General features: G+C 65.2%; 17 protein-coding genes. 7 read left to right on the forward strand and 10 right to left on the reverse strand.

Going from position 1 to position 19,083, the window contains the following annotated elements; genetic code table 11:
• Positions 1 to 4 precede the first annotated feature (4 nt).
• The gene (locus CI41S_RS45050) at positions 5 to 133 is read right to left on the reverse strand and encodes a hypothetical protein (protein WP_283813142.1); all 129 of its coding nucleotides are present in this window, start codon (positions 131 to 133) and stop codon (positions 5 to 7) included.
• Positions 134 to 585: 452 nt separating this feature from the next.
• Between CI41S_RS45050 and CI41S_RS29145 the strand changes: the two genes are divergently transcribed.
• A complete protein-coding gene (locus tag CI41S_RS29145) occupies positions 586 to 1,554 on the forward strand; it encodes an SDR family NAD(P)-dependent oxidoreductase (RefSeq protein ID WP_139862685.1) in 969 nt (322 codons plus the stop codon).
• Between the two features lie 95 nt (positions 1,555 to 1,649).
• Here CI41S_RS29145 and CI41S_RS29150 read toward each other — a convergent pair whose 3' ends face one another.
• From CI41S_RS29150 to CI41S_RS29165, 4 genes are all read right to left on the reverse strand, one after another.
• The gene (locus CI41S_RS29150; RefSeq protein ID WP_139862686.1) at positions 1,650 to 2,138 is read right to left on the reverse strand and encodes a GcrA family cell cycle regulator; all 489 of its coding nucleotides are present in this window, start codon (positions 2,136 to 2,138) and stop codon (positions 1,650 to 1,652) included.
• A gap of 49 nt (positions 2,139 to 2,187) precedes the next feature.
• Positions 2,188 to 2,388, reverse strand: a complete 201-nt coding sequence (locus CI41S_RS29155) for a hypothetical protein (RefSeq protein WP_016844973.1) — start codon at positions 2,386 to 2,388, stop codon at positions 2,188 to 2,190.
• A gap of 184 nt (positions 2,389 to 2,572) precedes the next feature.
• Positions 2,573 to 4,396 carry an AMP-binding protein gene (locus CI41S_RS29160; protein WP_139862687.1) on the reverse strand — a complete coding sequence of 608 codons (1,824 nt, stop codon included), beginning with the start codon at positions 4,394 to 4,396 and terminating at the stop codon, positions 2,573 to 2,575.
• Positions 4,397 to 4,589: 193 nt separating this feature from the next.
• Complete coding sequence (locus CI41S_RS29165) at positions 4,590 to 5,531, reverse strand: acetamidase/formamidase family protein (protein ID WP_139862688.1); 942 nt, start codon at positions 5,529 to 5,531, stop codon at positions 4,590 to 4,592.
• A 66-nt stretch (positions 5,532 to 5,597) separates the two neighbouring features.
• On the opposite strand from CI41S_RS29165, the gene CI41S_RS29170 reads away from it, so the two are divergent.
• The 4 genes from CI41S_RS29170 (at position 5,598) to CI41S_RS29185 (ending at position 9,634) form a co-directional block, all read left to right on the forward strand.
• Complete coding sequence (locus CI41S_RS29170) at positions 5,598 to 6,392, forward strand: YdcF family protein (RefSeq protein WP_139862689.1); 795 nt, start codon at positions 5,598 to 5,600, stop codon at positions 6,390 to 6,392.
• 92 nt (positions 6,393 to 6,484) lie between these two features.
• The gene (locus tag CI41S_RS29175; protein WP_139862690.1) at positions 6,485 to 7,270 is read left to right on the forward strand and encodes a DUF169 domain-containing protein; all 786 of its coding nucleotides are present in this window, start codon (positions 6,485 to 6,487) and stop codon (positions 7,268 to 7,270) included.
• 77 nt (positions 7,271 to 7,347) lie between these two features.
• A complete protein-coding gene (locus tag CI41S_RS29180; RefSeq protein WP_139862691.1) occupies positions 7,348 to 8,523 on the forward strand; it encodes a saccharopine dehydrogenase family protein in 1,176 nt (391 codons plus the stop codon).
• A 481-nt stretch (positions 8,524 to 9,004) separates the two neighbouring features.
• A complete protein-coding gene (locus tag CI41S_RS29185) occupies positions 9,005 to 9,634 on the forward strand; it encodes a hypothetical protein (protein ID WP_139862692.1) in 630 nt (209 codons plus the stop codon).
• 317 nt (positions 9,635 to 9,951) lie between these two features.
• Here CI41S_RS29185 and CI41S_RS29190 read toward each other — a convergent pair whose 3' ends face one another.
• Positions 9,952 to 11,148 carry an FAD-dependent oxidoreductase gene (locus CI41S_RS29190; protein WP_139862693.1) on the reverse strand — a complete coding sequence of 399 codons (1,197 nt, stop codon included), beginning with the start codon at positions 11,146 to 11,148 and terminating at the stop codon, positions 9,952 to 9,954.
• Between the two features lie 123 nt (positions 11,149 to 11,271).
• Between CI41S_RS29190 and CI41S_RS29195 the strand changes: the two genes are divergently transcribed.
• Positions 11,272 to 11,766, forward strand: a complete 495-nt coding sequence (locus CI41S_RS29195) for a MarR family winged helix-turn-helix transcriptional regulator (protein WP_139862765.1) — start codon at positions 11,272 to 11,274, stop codon at positions 11,764 to 11,766.
• On the opposite strand, the gene CI41S_RS29200 is transcribed toward CI41S_RS29195, so the two are convergent.
• The 4 genes from CI41S_RS29200 to CI41S_RS29215 all read right to left on the reverse strand — a co-directional run bounded on the left by CI41S_RS29200 (position 11,738) and on the right by CI41S_RS29215 (position 16,595).
• A complete protein-coding gene (locus tag CI41S_RS29200) occupies positions 11,738 to 13,009 on the reverse strand; it encodes an O-antigen ligase family protein (RefSeq protein WP_139862694.1) in 1,272 nt (423 codons plus the stop codon). The two genes, CI41S_RS29195 and CI41S_RS29200, sit on opposite strands and share 29 nt — an antisense overlap.
• 126 nt (positions 13,010 to 13,135) lie before the next feature.
• Positions 13,136 to 14,674, reverse strand: coding sequence for an undecaprenyl-phosphate glucose phosphotransferase (locus tag CI41S_RS29205; RefSeq protein ID WP_139862695.1), 1,539 nt, complete (start codon positions 14,672 to 14,674; stop codon positions 13,136 to 13,138).
• A 115-nt stretch (positions 14,675 to 14,789) separates the two neighbouring features.
• Positions 14,790 to 15,947, reverse strand: a complete 1,158-nt coding sequence (locus tag CI41S_RS29210; protein WP_139483195.1) for a glycosyltransferase family 4 protein — start codon at positions 15,945 to 15,947, stop codon at positions 14,790 to 14,792.
• An 18-nt stretch (positions 15,948 to 15,965) separates the two neighbouring features.
• On the reverse strand, positions 15,966 to 16,595 hold the full coding sequence (locus tag CI41S_RS29215; protein WP_139862696.1) for a polysaccharide biosynthesis/export family protein: 630 nt from the start codon (positions 16,593 to 16,595) through the stop codon (positions 15,966 to 15,968).
• A 176-nt stretch (positions 16,596 to 16,771) separates the two neighbouring features.
• Here CI41S_RS29215 and CI41S_RS29220 point away from each other — a divergent pair, with 176 nt between their 5' ends.
• Positions 16,772 to 19,081 (forward strand): GumC family protein, encoded by a 2,310-nt coding sequence (locus CI41S_RS29220; RefSeq protein WP_139862697.1) that lies wholly within the window; start codon positions 16,772 to 16,774, stop codon positions 19,079 to 19,081.
• Positions 19,082 to 19,083: the final 2 nt, after the last annotated feature.

Consider the following 19,083-nt stretch of genomic DNA (forward strand, 5'->3'; position numbering starts at 1 on the left):
GGGATTAGATTCCGAGGACCCAAACGCAGACGACGACACCGAAAACCGCCAGCCCGCTGATGGTCCAACCGGCGGCATAGGCCGCGCTCGAGGTGTCGGGTTGATCGACCATCGTGTCATGCCAGTGGGTCATTCCAACCTCCCTGGAAGAAAACGCTCCCTGTCGGGTAGGTCTCGGCCGCAGGGAGAAGGTTCAACCACGGGACGCGATTTAAGTTCCGCGGCCTGGCGCTGCGGCGGGAACGGCTTAGCAGCTGCTGACCTGCCGGCCTAACGGCGGTGGATCACGACTCTGGCCTTCACCGGCCGAGCGGCTGTGGTCAAAATTCCGTCAGTGATCGTCATCAGCATGGAAGCGACCATCCTATTCAGGACCTGCATGGGTCATCGTCTCCGATTGTCGATACCGCTTTGTTCGCGGCGCGGAATGTGTTCGTTACGCAGCCATCGGCTCACACGCGCGTGAGGCGCGGGCGGCGTTGCTGGCCGACAAATCGGTGATGTAGAGTGCAGCGCGAAACGGTTGGGACCGCGATCCGCGCGCCGACCGATACAAAGAAAAAGCAGGGACGAAACGGATCTCACATGAAGGATTTTGCCGGAAAGATTGCCGTCATCACCGGTGGCGGCACAGGGATGGGACGCGAGCTGGCGCGACAGCTGGTTGCCGAAGGCTGCAACGTCGCGATGTGCGACGTCTCGGCGGAAGCGATGGCCGAGACCAAGCGGCTGTGCGAGGTCGAGCGGCTGCCGCAGGGCCTGCGCATCACCACCCATATCGCCGACGTCTCGATCGAGGATCACTACAAGCGGTTTCGCGACGAGCTGATGGAGCAGCAGGCGACCGACAAGATCCATCTGCTGTTCAACAATGCCGGCATCGGCGGCGGCGGCAGCATGTTCATCAACACGCGCGAGCAGTGGGAGCGCACCTTCAACATCTGTTGGGGCGGCGTCTATCTCGGCGTCCGCACCTTCCTGCCGCTGCTGGTAAGGGCCGACGAGGCGCATATGGTCAACACCTCGAGCGTCAACGGCTTCTGGGCTTCGGTCGGCATCGGCGTGTCGCACACCGCCTACAGCGCCGCGAAATTCGCGGTGAAGGGATTCACCGAGGCGCTGATCAACGACCTTCGTCTCAACGCGCCGCACGTCAAATGCTCGGTCGTGATGCCCGGCCACATCGGCACGTCGATCGTCTCCAACTCGCGCAAGGTGCAGCTCGGCACCGAGTCCGATCAACTATCCGCCGACGAGTTGACGCAGGCCCGGCAGCGCCTGAAGGGGCAGGGCGTCGACGTCGCAAAGCTGTCGGATGCCGACATCCAGAAGCTCGCGCTCGACCGCGCCCGGATCTTCCACGACGAGGCGCCGACCACGGCGGCGGCCGCCGCCAAGATCATTCTCGACGGCGTCAAGGCCGACCGCTGGCGCATCCTGGTCGGCGACGATGCGCACCTGCTCGACGAGCGCGTGCGCAAGACGCCGGAGCAGGCCTACACGCCGGAGTTCTATCAGAGCATCGTCGCCGAGACCGGCTGGAAGGTCGGCTGACTACAGCTTCGGTTCTGAATGGATCAGAACCGAAGCTCGTCCTTGCTCTGACGCGTTTTCTTCACGCGAACCGGTGTCCACTTCGCTTGAAAACGCTATCCGCGGGCCGCGCGGTGGCGCGAGCCGACCTGGTAGGCGAGGCGGTAGTGCCCTGAGCAATAGGGCATGCCGCCGAGCGGGGTGTTGCCGCAGAAGCAAAAATCCTCGGCGCCGGGCGTGCTGATCGGCCAGCGGCAGTGCTGCTCGCTCAGCTCGAGCAGCGAGCAATGGTTGGCGCTGACGATCGGCGCGTCGTCCGGCTCCTGGTCGTAGACCGCGTGCCGGATCTGGAACGGTTGCTTCGCCGTCGACTTCTGCGCGGGGTGAGAAGATCGCTTCCTCCGCGCGCGCCGCTCCTCCGGCGATGTGCGGGTGAGGTTCAGCCGCGACAGCTTGCCGATTACGGCATTGCGGCTGACGCCGATATTGACGGCGATGTCGCGGCAGGAGAGGCCGGCGGCAAAATAGCTCTTGAGCTGGTCGATGCGCTCCGGCGTCCAAGTGGGCTGAAGAGTGGGTTGAAGGATTTGTTGGTTGGCAATCATCTGACGGTTCCACGTTCTGTGTGTTGAACCGCCGCGCCGGCACGCCCCCTCAGGGCGTGCGGCCGTTGTCGCGGATTGCAAGCAACCCGTCCTTGATGGCGAGCCGAATGCCTTCCTCGATCAATGTCCGTGCGACGCCCGGGACGCTCGTGCCGTGGGTGCCCTGCCGCACCAGCTTCTCGAGATAACCAATGGTCGAGAGCGCCAGCGTGACCGGGACGCGGTCGGTTTCGGCCTTTTCCGTAGCCATGAGGAGACGCTTAACTCTGAACTCTGTTACTGAAAAGTATCTATTTAGACTCTATTTAGGAATATGACGGTCCGTCAAGCCGGGCTTTTGCGGGGTGAACAGGCGCGCGCCAGCGCACGCCGGGGCTTGGTCCCGGCGTGACGACAGCGTTGACGCTGACGGATTATCCAGTCGGATGAATGCGTTAGGCGCGCAACTCAACCTTGACCGGAAACTTCTTGAGCAGCCGCTCCGCGGTTTCGGCCTTGTCGGGCGGCGCCGTCACACTGAGATACAGGCCGCGCGAGGGGTCGGTGATGGCTTCCACGCTGACCTCGCTGAGGCCTTCCAGTTTCAAGAGCTCACGCGCGGCCTCGCCGGCGGCGATCTCGCGCAGCTTTGGCTTGAAGATCTTGCCGACCGGCGTGACCGGCATCTCCGCAATCACCGACACCACGCGCGGCCGCGCCGGCGGCTCCAGGATGTTCTCCTGCACGAAGGCGGCGAGCGCCTGCGAATCGATCTGGGCGCCGGGCTGCGCCGAGACGAACAACATCGGCACCTCGCCGGCATAGGCGTCGGGGCGGCCGACCGCGGCGGCGAGCGCGACGCCCGGGAACTGCAGCGCCGCGTCCTCGATCGCGCGCGGGTCGATGTTGTGGCCGCCGCGGATGATGACGTCCTTGGCGCGCCCCAGGATGTAGACGAAGCCGTCGGCATCGATCCGGCAGATGTCGCCGGTGCGCAGCCAGCCGTCGCGGAACGCTTCCTCGGTCTGCTTCCTGTCGACGTAGCCGGCGAACACCTGCGGCCCTCGGGTGAGCAACTCGCCGACCGGCGAGGGCCACGGTCCGGTGTGCAGCTTGCCGCCTTCGAGGATCGCGAGTTCGACCAGCGGATTGCGGGTGCCGACGCTTTCCGCGCGCGGCTTCACGCCGTGCACGTCATGGGTGATGGCGCCAGCGAGCTCGGTCATGCCGTAGAGCTGCTGGATGCAGGCGCCGCCCCAGGTCGCGAGGTAACGCCGCTCGATCTCCGGCGGGCAGATCGAAGCCCCGGTGGCGGTGACACGCAGGCAGGAGATGTCGCTGTCGGCGACCGGGATATCAGCCAGCGCGCCGAGCGTGGTCGGCACGTTGCCGGCGATGTTGATGCGATGCTTCTCGATGATCCGCCAGAAATTGGTGATCAGTGCGGGATCGCGCGCACCGGCGGGGCCCGGAATGAACATCGTCGTACCCGCGGCGAGGCAATTGGCCGTGGTGCAGAACAGGCCGCCGACATGGAACAGCGGCAGCGTGATCATCGCGCGCTCGCCGCGCTGGAAATCCAGCGCCATGCGCGAGGAGACGGTGGAGGCGACCATCGCGCGGTTGGTGAGCCGCGCCACCTTGGGATGGCCGGTGGTGCCGCCGGTCGGCAGCATCACCGCGACGCGGTCGGCCTCGCTCGTGTCCGTCGACTTGCCATAGTGGTCGCGCCAAGCCGGATCCGGCCGCAGCACCTCGCCGTCGAACGAGATGGTGCCGTCGAGCGGCACGACCACGATCCCCTTGAGCGAAGGCACCTCGCGCTGCAGGCCCTCGACCTTCTCATACAGCCCGCCCGGCATGCCCGGCGGCGGCGCCAGCAGCAGCTTTGCGTTAATCGCATTGAGCTGGGCGACGATGGCCTCGCGGGTGAACAGCAAATTGAGCGGTTCGGCGATGCCGCAGGCCGCCGCGCCGAAGATCGCGACCACCGTCGCGGGACACGCAGGCAACAGAATCGCCACCGGATCGTCCTTGCCGATGCCGCGGCCGCGAAAGTAGGTCTCGGCCGCCTTGACGCAGCCCATCAGATGATCGTTCGAGAGTACGACCGGATTCGGATCTAGCGGCGCGCGCAGGTAAATCACGCCCTCGGCGTCCGGCGCGCCCTGCGGGCCGCGGGCAATCAGATCGAGGATGCGCGGGCAGGCGGCGAGCGTCGCCTGCATCTCCGCATCACGCGTGGCCTCGTCGGCCGGCGAAAGCCTGTCCTTCAGCATGTTCCGTCCCCGTCGCTTTGTGTTCGTTGGGACGGAGTGTATCGAGCCGGTCGCGCGGAACAAGTGCGGCGAGTCACCACCCCGTCATTCCGGGGCGATGCGCAGCATCGAACCCGGAATCTCGAGGTTGGCTTGCACGTTTGCCAATCCCGAGATTCCGGGTTCTCACTTCGCGAGCCCCGGAATGACAGCCTTAGCCGTGCACCACCGACTTCGCGATCATGCAGTGAATGCCCTTGGAGCCGTTCACCGTCTGCGTCACGCGGAGGTCGGCGGCGAGGCTGCACAGCGTGTAGGCGTCCTCGCGGGACAGATTGCGCTTCTCGCCGAGCAGCACGATCATGTCGCGCAGCGCCCGCACCACACACTGGTCGAGATCGGGATCCATCGCCATGGTCATGTAATGGTCCGCGGTCTCGGCGCGCGGGTAGGCAAGCTTGAGATCGTTGCGCAGGGTCAGGCGAAAGCGGCCGGTCAGCGCGGTCTCGATCGCGGTGACGCAGACCTCGCCGTCGCCCTGCACGCCATGGCCGTCGCCGCAGGAGAACAGAGCGCCCGGCACGAACACCGGCAGATACAGCTTGGCGCCGGCGCCCAGCTCCTTGTTGTCGAGGTTGCCGCCCATCGCGCGCGGGATCAGCGAGGAGATGCGGCCCCAGGCCGGTGGCGGCGACACGCCCATCACCCCGAAGAACGGCTTGAGCGGCAGATCGAGCCCCCAGGGCATGCGGCCGACCATCCGCGCGCGATCGAGCGGGATGTTGAGGATGCGCATGTCGTGGAAATCGTCGGGCAGGGTGCCGGACAGCGGCTTGATCAGATTGTAGCCCCAGTCCTGGCGCAACTGCACATCGAGAATATCGACCTCGAGCACGTCGCCGGGTTCGGCGCCGCTGACCGCAATCGGGCCGGTCAGGATGTGGCCGGGGACCATGCGTTCGTTCTTCGCATGAATGTCGTCGAGTTCGGGCGGCACGTGAAACTTGCTGCGGTCGGGCACCACATCGGCACCGCCGCTGACGGTTTCAATCGTGACCTCGTCGCCGCTCGCGATGGTCAGCACCGGCTTCAGCTTGGCTTCAAAAAAGCCCCAATGGCAGGTTTCGGGACTGGACTTCAGGTGATGATGGGGCATGTGACGTCTTTCGATTGCTGCGACGACAGCGTATGACGTGACGGCAGAACTTCCCAGAGGCTTCCCTTGTTTTTTGTGCTCTCCAAGACGCTCGGCATCATGCTGCTGCCGATCAACTTCCTGATCGGTATCGGCGTCATCGGCGCCGTCCTGCTGCTGACGCGGTTCGCTCGGCTCGGCCGCTTGCTGATGGTGGCGTCGCTGCTGCTGCTCGCGATCTGCGGCTTCTCGCCGCTCGGCAATGTCCTGATGTACGGGCTGGAGCAGCGCTTTCCGCCGTGGGATGCCTCGCGCGGCGCACCCGACGGCATCATCGTGCTCGGCGGCTCGATCGACGCCGACATCTCGGCCGCCCATGGCATGCCGGTGGTGCGCGCCGCGCCCGATCGCGTCATCGCGGCGGTGGCGCTGGCGCGCAAATATCCGAATGCGCGGCTCGTGTTCACCGGCGGCAGCGCCAATCTGATCGCGACCGACGCGCGCGAGGCCGACTATGCCGCCGAGACCTTCGAGAGCCTCGGCATTGCCAAATCGCGGCTGATCATCGAGCGCAATTCGCGCAACACGGTGGAGAACGCCACCTTCTCCAAGGCGCTGGTCGATCCCAAGCCGGGCGAGCGCTGGCTGCTGGTGACCTCGGCCTATCACATGCCGCGCGCGGTCGGGCTGTTCCGCAAGGCGGGATTCAAGGTCGAGGCCTATCCGGTCGACTGGCGCGTCGGCAATGTGTTCGACTTCGCCAACCTCGCGATCGAAGGCCTGGCGCGCACCGAGCTCGGCATGCGCGAATGGATCGGGCTCGTAGCCTATCATCTGGCCGGCAAGACCGACGATCTGCTGCCCGGTCCAGCGACGCCATAGAGCGCGCCACAGGCTTGTCGCATCAGCCGCGCAATCCGGCTAACATCGAAGCAACAGGCGGCGTCAAGCCGCCGATCACGGGAGTTTTCGCCATGCAACAGCAGACACCGCCGGAACAGTTCGACCTCGGTGCCATCGTCGCCGATCTGAACAGCCTGTTGCGGCTGAAGACCACGGTGATCGGCATCAAGATGTTTTCCCGTGTCGAGGACATGGAAGCGATCCCGAAAATTCGCCGCCCGTCAGCCGTGCACACCACCGACCAGATCGTCAGCATGGCGTCGCGGCTCGGCTGGACCGTCGGCATCACCGGCGATGATCTGGTCGGCGCGCAGTGCCGCGCGGTGATCGGGCTCGCGCCGCAGGACGAGAAATGGCTTGCCGGCGAAAATTATGTCGGGGTCTGGCACGGCACCGCGGAGGACGCGCGCAAGCGCCAGGAGGCGCTCGATGTCGTGCCTTACGGCCAGTACCAGGCGATGGCGGTGAGCCCGCTCACCTCCGGCCGGATCAATCCGCCCGATATCTGCCTCGTCTATGCGACGCCGGGACAGATGATCATCCTGATCAACGGGCTTCAATACACCGGCTACAAGAAGTTCGAGTGGGGCGTCGTCGGCGAAACCGCCTGCGCGGATTCCTGGGGGCGCGCGCTGAAGACCGGCGAGCCGAGCCTGTCGCTGCCGTGCTTTGCCGAGCGCCGCTATGGCGGCGTGCCCGACGAGGAGATGCTGATGGCGCTGCCGCCGGCCTATCTCGTCAAGGCGATCGCGGGCATGAAGCAACTCGCCAAGAACGGCCTGCGCTATCCGATCGCGCCTTACGGCATCCAGGCCGACGTGCGCGCCGGCATGGGCGTGTCGTACGGCAAGAAATAGCGAGTTAAATAGCGGATTGCGCTGTCGCGTCCGCGGTGACAAAAGGGCGCCAGTTCGCCCCGCAGGGAACCTGATCTATGGCCTCGCCGCAACTCGACATCGTCGTCTATGGCGCCACCGGCTTCACCGGCCAGCTCGTCGCCGAATATCTCGCCGCGCATTATCGCGACGGCAGCCTGAAATGGGCGATGGCCGGGCGCAGCAAGGACAAGCTCGCCGCGGTCCGCGACGCGATCGGCGCGCCCGCCGATACGCCGCTGATCGTTGCCGATTCAAGCGACGCTGCCGCGTTGAAGGCGATGGTCGCGCAAACCAAGTCGGTGATCTCGACGGTCGGCCCGTATCAGCTCTACGGCAATGAGCTGATCGCGGCCTGCGTCGAGACCGGAACGGACTATTTCGATCTCTGCGGCGAGCCGGTCTGGATGCGGCAGATGATCGACAAGCATGAAGCCGCGGCGAAGGCGAGCGGCGCGCGCATCGTGTTCTCCTGCGGCTTCGACTCGGTTCCGTTCGAGCTCGGCACCTTGTTCGTGCAGGACGAGGCCACGCGCGTGTTCGGCGCGCCGGCACCGCGCGTGAAGGGCCGCGTGCGCGACATGCGCGGGACGCTGTCCGGAGGCACTGCGGCGAGCGCCAAGGCGACGTTCGATGCAGTTGCAAAAGATCTCAGCCTCATCGCCATCCTGAACAACCCGTTCGCGCTGACGCCGGGCTTTGACGGTCCGAAGCAGCCGCGCGGCAGCAAGCCGGCCTACGAGGAGGACCTGCAATCCTGGGCGGCGCCGTTCATGATGGCGCTGATCAACACCCGCAACGTCCACCGCTCCAACATGCTGATGGGCTTTCCCTACGGCAAGGAGTTCGTCTACGACGAGATGGTGCTGACCGGCCCCGGCGAGAAGGGTGAAGCCAACGCCAGGAAGGTGATGGCGCTCAATACCGAGAAGACCGGCCCGGGCGCGCCGAAGCCGGGCGAGGGGCCGTCGAAGGAAGAGCGCGAGAACGGCCGCTACGACCTGCTCTATCTCGCCATCGCGCCGGATGGCCGCGCGGTCCGCGCCGGCATCAAGGGCGACCGCGATCCCGGCTACGGCTCGACCTCGAAGATGATTTCCGAATGCGCGATCTGCCTGTTGCGCGACACGCCGGACGTGGCCGCCGGCTTCTGGACCCCGGGCGCCGCCATGCAGCACAAGCTGATCAAGCGGCTGGTCGATCACGCCGGGCTGACGTTCCAGGTCGAGAAGTAGGTCGCTTTACCTCGCCCGGCCAAAACCCGAAAAACAACCCCATGCAAAGTAGCCGGTGGCGGCCGGCGCTCGCTCGACAAGGCGGCTCGACAAGGCGGCTTGACACGTCGGGCAACTCGGGGGTAATATTCCAATATTCCGAAATCTATCAGCGCGCCGTGGGTGCCGGGACGAACCCGGGCAAATCTTCCGTCGTCGCCCGGCTTGCCCGCTTTCGCAAGAGCGAAACACCGACAGCAGTTAATTCAACAGTCGAAGCCCTGATAAACAGCTTCCCTAAGAACTCTGCATTTGGCGGGAGCTGCGCGGAAATAGGCTGCATAAGTCAAGCGCTCAATGCGGGGGTAAATCCAAACGGAGGTTCCATCGCTACTGCCGCAATCAAAAGGTTGGGAAGCACGGTGCAAGGAGCATCAATTGAGCCATGCATCACCTGCTCTCAAGCGTTGCGGTATTTCAACATAAGGTTTGTACAATAACCATGACAGTCTACGACAGTCTCTCAATTGTCGATCAATTTGAGGAACGCACCGATAACCGAACGGCTGTGAAGCGCGCGTGCGACGTCATGTTGCGCTACTTGATGGAATTGAAACGCCCTTTACCCGACGTTGCCGCGCAATCTGTTAAGATTGCGCGCGAATATTGCGCTGGGTCGAGGGGAATTCAGAGCCTTCATGATGAAGATAAGCGGATTTCCAACTTCTTGAGGAATGCTAGTGCTCGTTCGAATGGAACCGTCTCGGTTGTTCGAGCAACAGGAGCGCTCGTAAGGCTCTTGCAGGAGCCGACATGGGGAGGGGGTGCCTCTGAGGCTCTCTCGAATTTTCTGAATTGGGTAGACGAATTTGAACAGGATCACACCATGTTTAAGCGTTTGTTGGAAGGTGCATTTCCTATCCCAGTTCCGTTGGTCTTTTTCGATGTCGTAGATCCGCGACCGTCGTGCAAATGGACGTTGACGAAATACAACGATCACGAAGCATCCTTGTTGCCTCTGGAGCTACAAGACAAATTCTTCATTGATCGGTTAACAGATGGGGAGCGAAGCGACGTTGAAGCCTTTAAGAAACTACTTGTCGATCTAGAGAATGAGTTTGAGCCGATCTAAGTCCGACTACGGATTACGGTGACAGCGGATTACGGTGACAGTGCACTTAACTGCCCGTTGGCGATTAGTGCACTGTCACCGAAATCTCCGGTCAAGCCGGGGGACGACAGCGAGTATGCGGCGATCTGCCTGCCCATCTAGCGGAGCTAACGCCTTCTGGTTCACGTCCTCGCGTTTGCCACCGAGGCTCCCCAAAACTCCGCTGTCATCGCCTGGCCTTGACCGGGCGATCCGATACTCCAGAGACGGTTGAGCTTGAGCCGAGAGGCCTCGGCGTACTTCATGCCCCCGCCTTCGCGGGGGCATGACAGCAACGCCTACGCCGCGCGTGGATTGTACGCGTACATGAAATCCATGGCTTTCGACGAGACCGGCAGCAACAGCTTCAGCATGTGATCGCGCAGCCAGGCCCCGGTCGGGCTGAACTCGCGCTTGCTGTTGCCGTTGCGGCGGGCGAGCGCCACGATCTTCTCGGCGCGCGGGCGCCGCTCGTGCTCGAAGGCCTGGAAGGTCTGGCCGAGCTCCTGGCCTTCGCGCATCAAGGCGCCGAGCCGCATCGCGTCCTCCAGCGCCAGCGACGCGCCCTGGCCGGCATGCGGGCTGGTGGCATGCGCGGCGTCGCCGATCAGCAGCGTGCGCTTGCGCGACCAGGTCGGCAGCGTCGCGACGTCGAGCGTGTCGGTGACCACGATGTTCTCGGCTGCCTCGATGATCGCCGGGATCGGATCGTGCCAGCCGGCGTGGAAATCGCGCAGGTGCTGCTTGATCGCGTCCTGGCTCTGCAGGCGGTAGGCCGCCGCGGTCATGCCGTGCGACGGCTGCGTGCTCCACCACATCGCGCCGGCTTCGGGATCGGGGCTGCACAGGGCGTAGCCGAAGAAGCCGCTTTGTCCGAACGTGGTCTCGACCCGCTGACCGATCGGCAGGCTTTCGATCAGCGCGCGCGGCACGAAGCCGCCGAATCCGATCAGCCCGGTATCGAACGGCGTCGGGCCGTCAGGGATCACGTGCCGGCGCACCACCGAATGGACCCCGTCGGCGCCGATCACGAAATCGCCCTCCGCGGTCGTGCCGTCGGCGAAATAGGCGATCACCGGCTGATCGCCGCGATCCTCGATCTTGACCAGGCGCTTCTCGAAATACACCGAGACGTTCGAGCACCAGGCCTTGTCGACCAGCGTTTCGTTCAACGTCGCGCGGCACATGTTGACCGCGGGCTGGCCGAAGCGCTGCTGCATGTTGCGGTTGAGCGAGCCGAGCTTCTTGCCGGCTTGCGAATAGAAGTCGAACGATTCGGCGATCGAGCCGCGACGGATCAGCTCGTCGGCGAGCCCGAGCTCCGCCAGCACGTGCATGCCGTTCGGCGCGATCTGCAGCCCGCCGCCGCTCCCGGTGGAGTAGGGCCAGGCCTCGTGGATTTCGGCCTCGATGCCGGCGCGCTTCAAGAACATTGCGGCCACGGGACCTGCGATACCGGCGCCGATGATCAGAGCTTTACGGGGACGTCGGGTCATGCCTTGCTCCATGCGTCGATGTGAGTTAGGAAAGATCAGTTGCTAATCTTCTTAGTAACTAAGATATCAATCTCGTAAGGTAGAGGATCGGGCTTGTCAAGAGCGGACTCGCGTGCGGTGCTGATGCAGGAACTCGAAGAGGCGATGCGGCGGTCGTCGGCGCAGGGCGTGATGTATGGCCAAGCCGTTGCGAACATGGCCGGAATTTCCAATTCCGACATGGAATGCATGGACATCCTGTACCTCGAGGGGCGCGTCACCGCGGGCCGTCTTGCCGAGGTCACGGGACTGACCACCGGCGCCATTACCGGCGTGGTCGACCGTCTGGAGAAGGCCGGCTACGTGCGCCGCGAGCGCGACGAGAGCGACCGGCGCAAGGTCTTCATCTCGGTGGTGGAGGAAAAGGCCGCCGAGATCGGCAAGTTCTACGTGCCGATGCAGGAGGCGATGTCGCGGCTGTGGAGCACCTATACCGACGACGAGCTGCGCCTGCTGCTGCGCTTTGCCAATGACGGCTACAAGGGCGTGCTGGAGGCGACCGAGGCGCTGAAGGTCGTGATCGACACGCCGCCGGAGCAGCGCGCCAGCCTCAAGATGCCGCCGAAGCGTCGGCGCTGAGGGCCGCCGCCGACGTCGCGCGATAGCGCTCGGCCGCCGCGTACATGCCCCACATCGTGCCCAGGATCATCCAGAAGTGCCGCCAGTGGTCGGTATCGATGATGAAGCTCTCGGCGACGGTGCCGAGAAACGCCGAGAACACCGCCAGATAGGAGCGCTGCCACGGCACCCGCATGAAGACATAGCGGAAGCCGACGATCACGCTGACGAACACCAGCGCCGGATAGCAAACCCCGGAGATCCAGCCGCCCGACATGAAGGCGTTGAGGAAGGAGTTGTGGGTGTCCTCGGGGAAGTAGGTGTGGAATTGCAGCGGCCCGATGCCGAACGGCATTTCCAGCGCCATCTGCGCGCCGAGGATGTGGCGGCCGAACCGGCCGAAGCGGCCTTCGTCATAGCTCTGGTCGAAGCTCGCGCGCTGCTTGAACATATCCGCGACCGTGCCGATCGAGAGCAGCACCGCAACCAGCGCGACCGCGAGGATCACCGCGACCAGCGTCATCACGATGATGCGCGAGCGCTGCGCCTGCGAGCGGCTGGTCAGCACCATCAGCGCCAGCATGAACACCGACGTCAGTACCAGGCCGCCCCAGGCGGCGCGGGAGAACGACAGCAGGACCGCGAGCGAGATGATCCCGAAGGCGATGGCGTTGCGGAACGCCTTGCCGAAACGGTCCGAGACCACGCTCTGCAGCGCGAACAGCGCCGGCAGCACGAGAAACGCGCCGAGCACGTTCGGATCCTTGAAGGTGCCGCGGGCGCGGTCATACAGCGTCAGCAGGTCGTAGCCGCCGGGCACCAGACGGAAGTAACCGGCGATGCCGGCGAGCGACGCGATCATCGCGCCGACCAGCAATCCGCGGCGCAGCATGTCGAGCCGCGCCTCGGTATCTTCCGACATCACCATGGCGAAGAAGATCACGGTGACGGCCATGTACCAGGAGGTGAAAACCCAGGTCACGACCTCCGGCTTGTCGAGGAACGGCACCGCGCCGATGCTGTAACCGACATTGAGCACGATCAGCGCAAACAGCAGCGGCATGAAGACCAGCCGCATCCGCAGCCCGGTGGCGAAGAACAGCAGGCTCGCGGTCAGCGTGACGAGCTCATAGGGGCTCGGCTCGATGAACACGATGGCGCCGGACGCGCCGGCCAGCCAGACCAGCGCCCGCTGCAGCGCCAGCACGCCGGGGGACGCCGCGATCGGCGAATAGGACGTTCCGGCTGTCGCCGCATAGGCCATCGGATACTCACGCAACGCTACAACAAGATGCACTCACGCCCGTCATTGCGAGCGCAGCGAAGCAATCCATATATCCCCGTGCTGCGACATGGATTGCTTCGCTGCGCTCGCAATGACGGCAGTTAGTCAGTACGCGTTCTCGTTCTTGGTCAGCAGCGAGAACGGGGTCTTGAACAAAATGTAGAGGTCGAACAGCACCGACCAGTTCTCGATGTAATAGAGATCGAACTCGACGCGCTTCTGGATCTTCTCGTCGGTGTCGACCTCGCCGCGCCAGCCGTTGACCTGGGCCCAGCCGGTGATGCCGGGCTTGACGCGGTGGCGCGCGAAGTAGCCGTCGACGGCCTCGTCGAACAGGCGGTTCTGCAGCTTGCCCTGCACCGCGTGCGGACGCGGACCGATCAAAGAGAGATTGCCCTTCAGCACGACGTTGAACAGCTGCGGCAGCTCGTCGAGCGAGCTCTTGCGGATGAAACGGCCCACACGTGTCACGCGCGGGTCGTTCTTGGTCACGACCTTGGAGGCGGTGGGGTCGGCCTGATGGTGATGCAGGGAGCGGAACTTGTAGACGTCGATCCGCTCATTGTTGAAGCCGAAGCGCTTCTGCCGGAACAGCACGGGGCCCGGGCTGTCGAACTTGACCGCGAGCGCGACCAATCCCATCACCGGCAATGCCGCGAGCAGGATCAGGCCGCCGACAATGCGGTCGAACAGCCATTTCATCACCAGATCCCAGTCGGTGATCGGCGCCTCGAACATGTCGAGCGTCGGCACCTTGCCGAGGTAGGAGTAGGAGCGGGGGCGGAAGCGCAGCTTGTTGGTGTGCGCCGAGAGGCGGATGTCGACCGGCAGCACCCACAGCTTCTTCAGCATTTCCAGGATGCGGATCTCCGCCGAGATCGGCAGCGCGAACAGCACGAGGTCGACCCGGGTGCGGCGGGCGAATTCGACGATGTCGTCGACCTTGCCGAGTTTCGGCGAGCCGGCGCAGGTGTCCATGGCGCGGCCGTCGTTGCGATCGTCGAACACGCCGAGCACGTGGATGTCGGTGTCGTCCTCGGCGTTCAACGCCTCGATCAACTGCTCGCCGTTCTGGTCGGCGCCGACGATGATGGTGCGGCGGTCGAGCCGGCCGTCATGCGCCCAGGCGCGCACCATCGAGCGCAGCACGAGGCGTTCGGCGATCAATACCGCCAGGCCGGCGAAGAAGTAGGACGACAACCAGACCCGCGACACCTCGCCGCCGAGCTTGGCGAGGAACGATGCGCCGATGAACAGCAGGAAGACGAAGGTCCAAGACGAGATCATCCGCGTCATCTGGCGGAGCTGGCCGCGGAAGATCTGCACCTGGTAGATGTCGGCGGCCTGGAAACAGATCACCGCGGCAAGCGACATGACCAGGATCGCCGCGATGTATCCCCAGTAGAAGCCGGCCTGCGGCATCACGTAAGCGAGATAGAGGGCGACGCCGACCAGGCTGAGCAGCACGAAGTCGGCGACCCGGACCACGCCGGCGATCACGACCGGCGAGTAGGCGCTGCGGACTTTCTGGTTGGTGACGGCGAGTGCGGCCGCCGACAGGCGCCGGCGTCGTTCGACTTGCGGCTGAGCGGCCGTTGCCGACGCAGCGGCATCCAGCATCGAGCGTGCGTTAAGCGGTTCCACGTGTCCACGTCCATTCCTGCGCATGCACATGGGCATGCGGGAGCAGCGGCGAAATTCCCCCGGACGTGACTTAAGGGGACAAATCGGAAGAAACGGTTACGTCTGCAAGGAATGGTTAATGTTTGGCAAAGGCGTCGCGGTAGCCGGCCAGCACGCCCTCGACCATCGCGCTCTGCGAGAAATGTTCGGAAATCCGCTCGCGCAATTTTTGCGCTCGCGCCGCGGTCGCCGCCGGATCGTCGAGCGCCGCCTTGATCGCATCCGCCATCGCGCCGACATTGCTGGGCGCGAACAGCGCGTCGGTGTGGGTGTCGAAGATTTCCGGGATGCCGCCGACATTGGCGGCGATCATCGGAACCCCGGCCGCCGCGGCCTCGATCACCACATAGGGCATCGAATCGCCGCGCGAGGGCACCACCAGCAGGCTGCCCTTGGAGAAGCCGTAGCGCGCCTTGACGTGGCCGATGAAGCGGACGGCATCGCCGAGCGCGAGCCGCTTGACCTGCGCCTTGAGCCGCTCGGTCTCCTCGCCGTCGCCGCCCAGGGTCAGCGTCACCGGCTTGCCCTCGGCGCGCAGCTTTGCGACCGCATCGATCAGGAGGTCGGCGCCCTTGATGTGCCTGAACTCGCCGACATAGACCACGTCGGTGGCGTCGTCGGCCTTGGCGACAGGCTCGAATTCCTCCGCGGTGACGCCGTTGAAGACGCAGTGCACCACCCCCGCGCTGGGCACGCCGACGGTGCGCTGGTAGGTGTTGCGGGCAAACGCGCTCTCGAACAGGAACAGGTCCGTGCTGTTCATCAGCGTACGTTCGAGCTGGCCGTAGAACCTGCCCTTCAGCGTATCGAGCGGGTAATGCAGCGAGCCGCCATGCGGCGTGTAGACCCGAACGACCTGCTTCGAACGCCGCCGCAGCCGGACATAGGCGCCGGCCTTGGCGCCGTGACCGTGCACGACGTCGGGCTTCAGTTTTCGGATCAGGCCGGAGATGCGCGCCCAGATCGCGGCATCGGCCAGCCGCGGCTCGCGCTGGATCGGCACGCGGCGCACGCCGAGCTTCAGACGGGGCTCGATCTCGGCAAGCGCCGCCTCGGCCCGCGCGCCGCCGGTCAGGCTGTCGGCGACGATGCCGACATGGTGGCCGCGCGCGATCTGGCCGTTGGCGACGTCGAGAATGTGACGGAAGATGCCGCCGACCGGCGCGCGGACGACGTGCAGGATGCGGAGCGGCGGTTCCTGGGTCTGCTCTTGGGCAATCGATTCTTGGGCCATCGATTCTTGGGCCATCGATCAGAACCAGCGTTCGCTGACGAACACGGTGTCGCCGGGGCCGATCGGCGTGCCGAGCGGAACCACGAAGCGGCCCGACCCCGATGCGTCGGTGTGGGTGAGGGTGACGGCATCGCGCTTGGCGCGCGGCGAGAAGCCGCCGGCGATGGCGACCGCGCTCTCCACCGTCATGTTGGGAACGTAGGGATATTGGCCGGGCGCCTGGACTTCGCCGAGAATGAAGAACGGACGATAGGCCTCGATCTCGACCGCCACCGACGGCTCACGGATATAGCCGTTGCGCAGCTTGGCGGTGATCTCGCTCGCGAGCCCGGCCGGCGTGCGGCCGCGCGCGGGCACCGAGCCGATCAAGGGCAGCGTGATCGCGCCCGTAGCATCGAGCACGTAGGTGTTGGTGAGGCCTTCCTGGCCGTAGATCACGACGCGGAGCTTGTCGCCGGGGCCGAGATGGTAGCCATCGCCGGCCGGGCCGGGCTCGGCATAGGCGGCAGCCATCGGGGCGGGCCCGGCATAGGCCATGGAATCAAGGCCAGGGGCCGGGCCGACGGCGACCGGCGCAGTGCGCCCCATGCAGCCCGACAATACGAGCGCGGCAATCAGGCAAACGGTGGGAGTGCGCAAACCGCGCATATGAGGAATCCCGCAAGAAATTTCGGCTCCGATTAACCGCGCTCATGGTTAACAAAGCGTGAGGGAATTGCTCCCCGGGGCTGGACCCCGGAGCGCCCGATTAACCCAGCAGCAACCTTAATGGACTGTAATCGCCTCCGTTGAGGCCGAGTCGCGGCGTCCGCGGGAGTTGTGTGATGCGTTTTGCATTTTGGCGTATTGGCAAGGAGAAGGCCGTCGTGCAGCGGGCGTTGCCGAAATCTGCGCCCGTTGCCGGCGAGCCCATTGCAAGGCCGGCTTCAACTGAAGCCGCCGCCAAGCCGGCGCGCGCATCCGAGGCCGGCGATCTCGATCTGCATGTGCTTGGCAGCGCACTGGCGCGCAGGCGCGCCTGGATCATCATTCCCACCGTGCTGGTGTTCGCGGTGTCGCTCGCCGCCGTCAACGTCGTGACCCCGCGCTACAAGTCGGAAGCGCGCATCCTGGTCGACAATCGCGAGAACGCCTTCCTGCGGCCGAACGGCGAGCGCGACCTCGAGCGCACGTCGCTCGATGCGGAAGCCGTGACCAGCCAGGTGCAACTGTTGCTGTCGCGCGATCTCGCCCGCCAGATCATCAAGCAGAACAAGCTCGCCGAGCGCCCGGAGTTCGACCCGGTGCTGCGCGGCTTCTCGCCGCTGAAGTCGGTGCTCGCGCTGTTCGGCATCGGCCGCGACCCGTTCACGCTGACGCCGGAAGAGCGGGTGCTCGATTCCTACTACGAGCGCTTCCAGGCCTTTGCGGTCGACAAGTCGCGCGTCATCGTCGTCGAATTCCAGTCGGAGGATCCCGATCTCGCCGAGCGCGTCGCCAACTCGATCGCCGACGGCTATCTCGTGCTGCAGCAGGCGGCGCGGCAAGATCAGGCCAAGTCGGCCAGCACCTGGCTGCTCGGCGAGATCGACAAGCTGCGCGGCAAGGTCGCGGATGCGGATTCGCGGGTCGAGGAATTCCGCTCGAAGTCGAGCCTGTTCGTCGGCAACAACAACATCCCGCTGTCGAACCAGCAGATGGGCGAGCTCAACACGCAGCTCAACAATGCGCGCGTGCTGATGGCGGACAGCGAGACCAAGGCGCGGCTGATCCGCGAGATGCTGCAGAGCGGCAAGCCGATCGAGGCGTCCGAAGTGCTCAACTCGGACACGATCAGGCGCTTTGCCGAGCTGCGCGCCGCGGTGCGCGCGCAGCTCGCCGAGCAGTCGTCGACGCTGCTCGACAATCATCCGCGCATCAAGGAATTGAAGGCCCAGGTCGCCGATTACGACCGGCAGCTGCGTGACGAGGCCGGCAAGATCTCGCGTTCGCTCGACAACGACGCCCGCCTGGCGCGCGATCGGGTCGGTGAGTTGCAGAAGAGCCTCGACCAGTCCAAGAAGCAGGCTTCCTCGAGCAACAGCCAGGACGTGCAGCTGCGCGCGCTGGAGCGTGAAGCGAAGGCGCAGCGCGACCTGCTGGAAGCCTACCTCGCCAAATATCGCGAGGCGACGGCGCGCGAAAACATCGAGGCCGCGCCGACCGACGGCCGCATCATCTCGCGCGCCACGGTCTCCAACACGCCGGCCTATCCGAAGAAGCTGCCGATCGTGCTGATCGCGACCATCGCGACGCTGCTGCTGTCCTCCGGCATCATCATCACCGGCGAACTGCTGCGGATGTCGGCACCGGGGGCCGCGGTCACCCGCGCGGTCGCGGCGACGGTCAAGCGCCGCGAGCCGGCGATCGATCCGGTGTTGGAGCCGGTGATCGAGACGCCGGAGCCGAAGTTTTCGCGTGAGCCCGACCTGACCATGGCGCCCGAATTGCCGCCGGAGCCCGCTGCGGCGCCGGCACGCGCGGTCGGCGAGCCGCCGGCGGTGCCCGCGGCGCTGGCCGGCGAAATCGACGAGGTCGCAAGCCGTCTGGTCGAAGCCGGGCCCGCCGCGCACAAGGTCACCATCCTCGGCACCGCGGCCGCCGAAAGCGTCACGTCGACGGCGCTGGCGCTGGCGCGGCTGATGGGGCAGCAGGCCAAGGTCGTGGTGGTCGATCTCGTCGCGTCGTCGCCGACGCTGACGGCGGCCTCGGTCGATCCGGCGGCGCCGGGACTCGCCGAGCTGATGCAGGGCGAGGCGACCTTCGCGCAGATCATCACCAAGGACCGGCAGTCGCGCGTCCAACTCGTCAGTGCCGGGCGGCCTGGGTTCGATCGCGCCCATCTGCAATCGCCGCGGCTGACGCTCGCGATCGACGCGCTGCTCCGGGTCTACGACCACGTGCTGCTCGACGCCGGCTCGGCGGTCGACCTACCGGCCGAATTGCTGACCGCGCAGGCGCAGGCCGTCGTGGTGCCCGACGCGGCGATGGCGCAGGATGCGCGCCGGCTGATGGTCGATCAGCTCAAGGCCGTCGGCTTCGCCCACGTCACGATGCTGAGCAAGCCGTGCCAGCCGTCGGAGCCGATGCCGGGGCCCCGGGTGGTGGCGGCTTAGAC

It is taken from the genome of Bradyrhizobium ivorense (assembly GCF_900696085.1).
In the GTDB taxonomy this organism is placed as follows: domain Bacteria; phylum Pseudomonadota; class Alphaproteobacteria; order Rhizobiales; family Xanthobacteraceae; genus Bradyrhizobium; species Bradyrhizobium ivorense.

Bases quoted from the DNA above. Each gene is read 5' to 3' on its own strand.
- CI41S_RS45050 (WP_283813142.1), bottom strand. From the start codon at position 133: ATGACCCACTGGCATGACACGATGGTCGATCAACCCGACACCTCGAGC.
- CI41S_RS29145 (WP_139862685.1), top strand. From the start codon at position 586: ATGAAGGATTTTGCCGGAAAGATTGCCGTCATCACCGGTGGCGGCACA.
- CI41S_RS29150 (WP_139862686.1), bottom strand. From the start codon at position 2,138: ATGATTGCCAACCAACAAATCCTTCAACCCACTCTTCAGCCCACTTGG.
- CI41S_RS29155 (WP_016844973.1), bottom strand. From the start codon at position 2,388: ATGGCTACGGAAAAGGCCGAAACCGACCGCGTCCCGGTCACGCTGGCG.
- CI41S_RS29160 (WP_139862687.1), bottom strand. From the start codon at position 4,396: ATGCTGAAGGACAGGCTTTCGCCGGCCGACGAGGCCACGCGTGATGCG.
- CI41S_RS29165 (WP_139862688.1), bottom strand. From the start codon at position 5,531: ATGCCCCATCATCACCTGAAGTCCAGTCCCGAAACCTGCCATTGGGGC.
- CI41S_RS29175 (WP_139862690.1), top strand. From the start codon at position 6,485: ATGCAACAGCAGACACCGCCGGAACAGTTCGACCTCGGTGCCATCGTC.
- CI41S_RS29180 (WP_139862691.1), top strand. From the start codon at position 7,348: ATGGCCTCGCCGCAACTCGACATCGTCGTCTATGGCGCCACCGGCTTC.
- CI41S_RS29185 (WP_139862692.1), top strand. From the start codon at position 9,005: ATGACAGTCTACGACAGTCTCTCAATTGTCGATCAATTTGAGGAACGC.
- CI41S_RS29190 (WP_139862693.1), bottom strand. From the start codon at position 11,148: ATGACCCGACGTCCCCGTAAAGCTCTGATCATCGGCGCCGGTATCGCA.
- CI41S_RS29195 (WP_139862765.1), top strand. From the start codon at position 11,272: ATGCAGGAACTCGAAGAGGCGATGCGGCGGTCGTCGGCGCAGGGCGTG.
- CI41S_RS29200 (WP_139862694.1), bottom strand. From the start codon at position 13,009: ATGGCCTATGCGGCGACAGCCGGAACGTCCTATTCGCCGATCGCGGCG.
- CI41S_RS29210 (WP_139483195.1), bottom strand. From the start codon at position 15,947: ATGGCCCAAGAATCGATTGCCCAAGAGCAGACCCAGGAACCGCCGCTC.
- CI41S_RS29215 (WP_139862696.1), bottom strand. From the start codon at position 16,595: ATGCGCGGTTTGCGCACTCCCACCGTTTGCCTGATTGCCGCGCTCGTA.
- CI41S_RS29220 (WP_139862697.1), top strand. From the start codon at position 16,772: ATGCGTTTTGCATTTTGGCGTATTGGCAAGGAGAAGGCCGTCGTGCAG.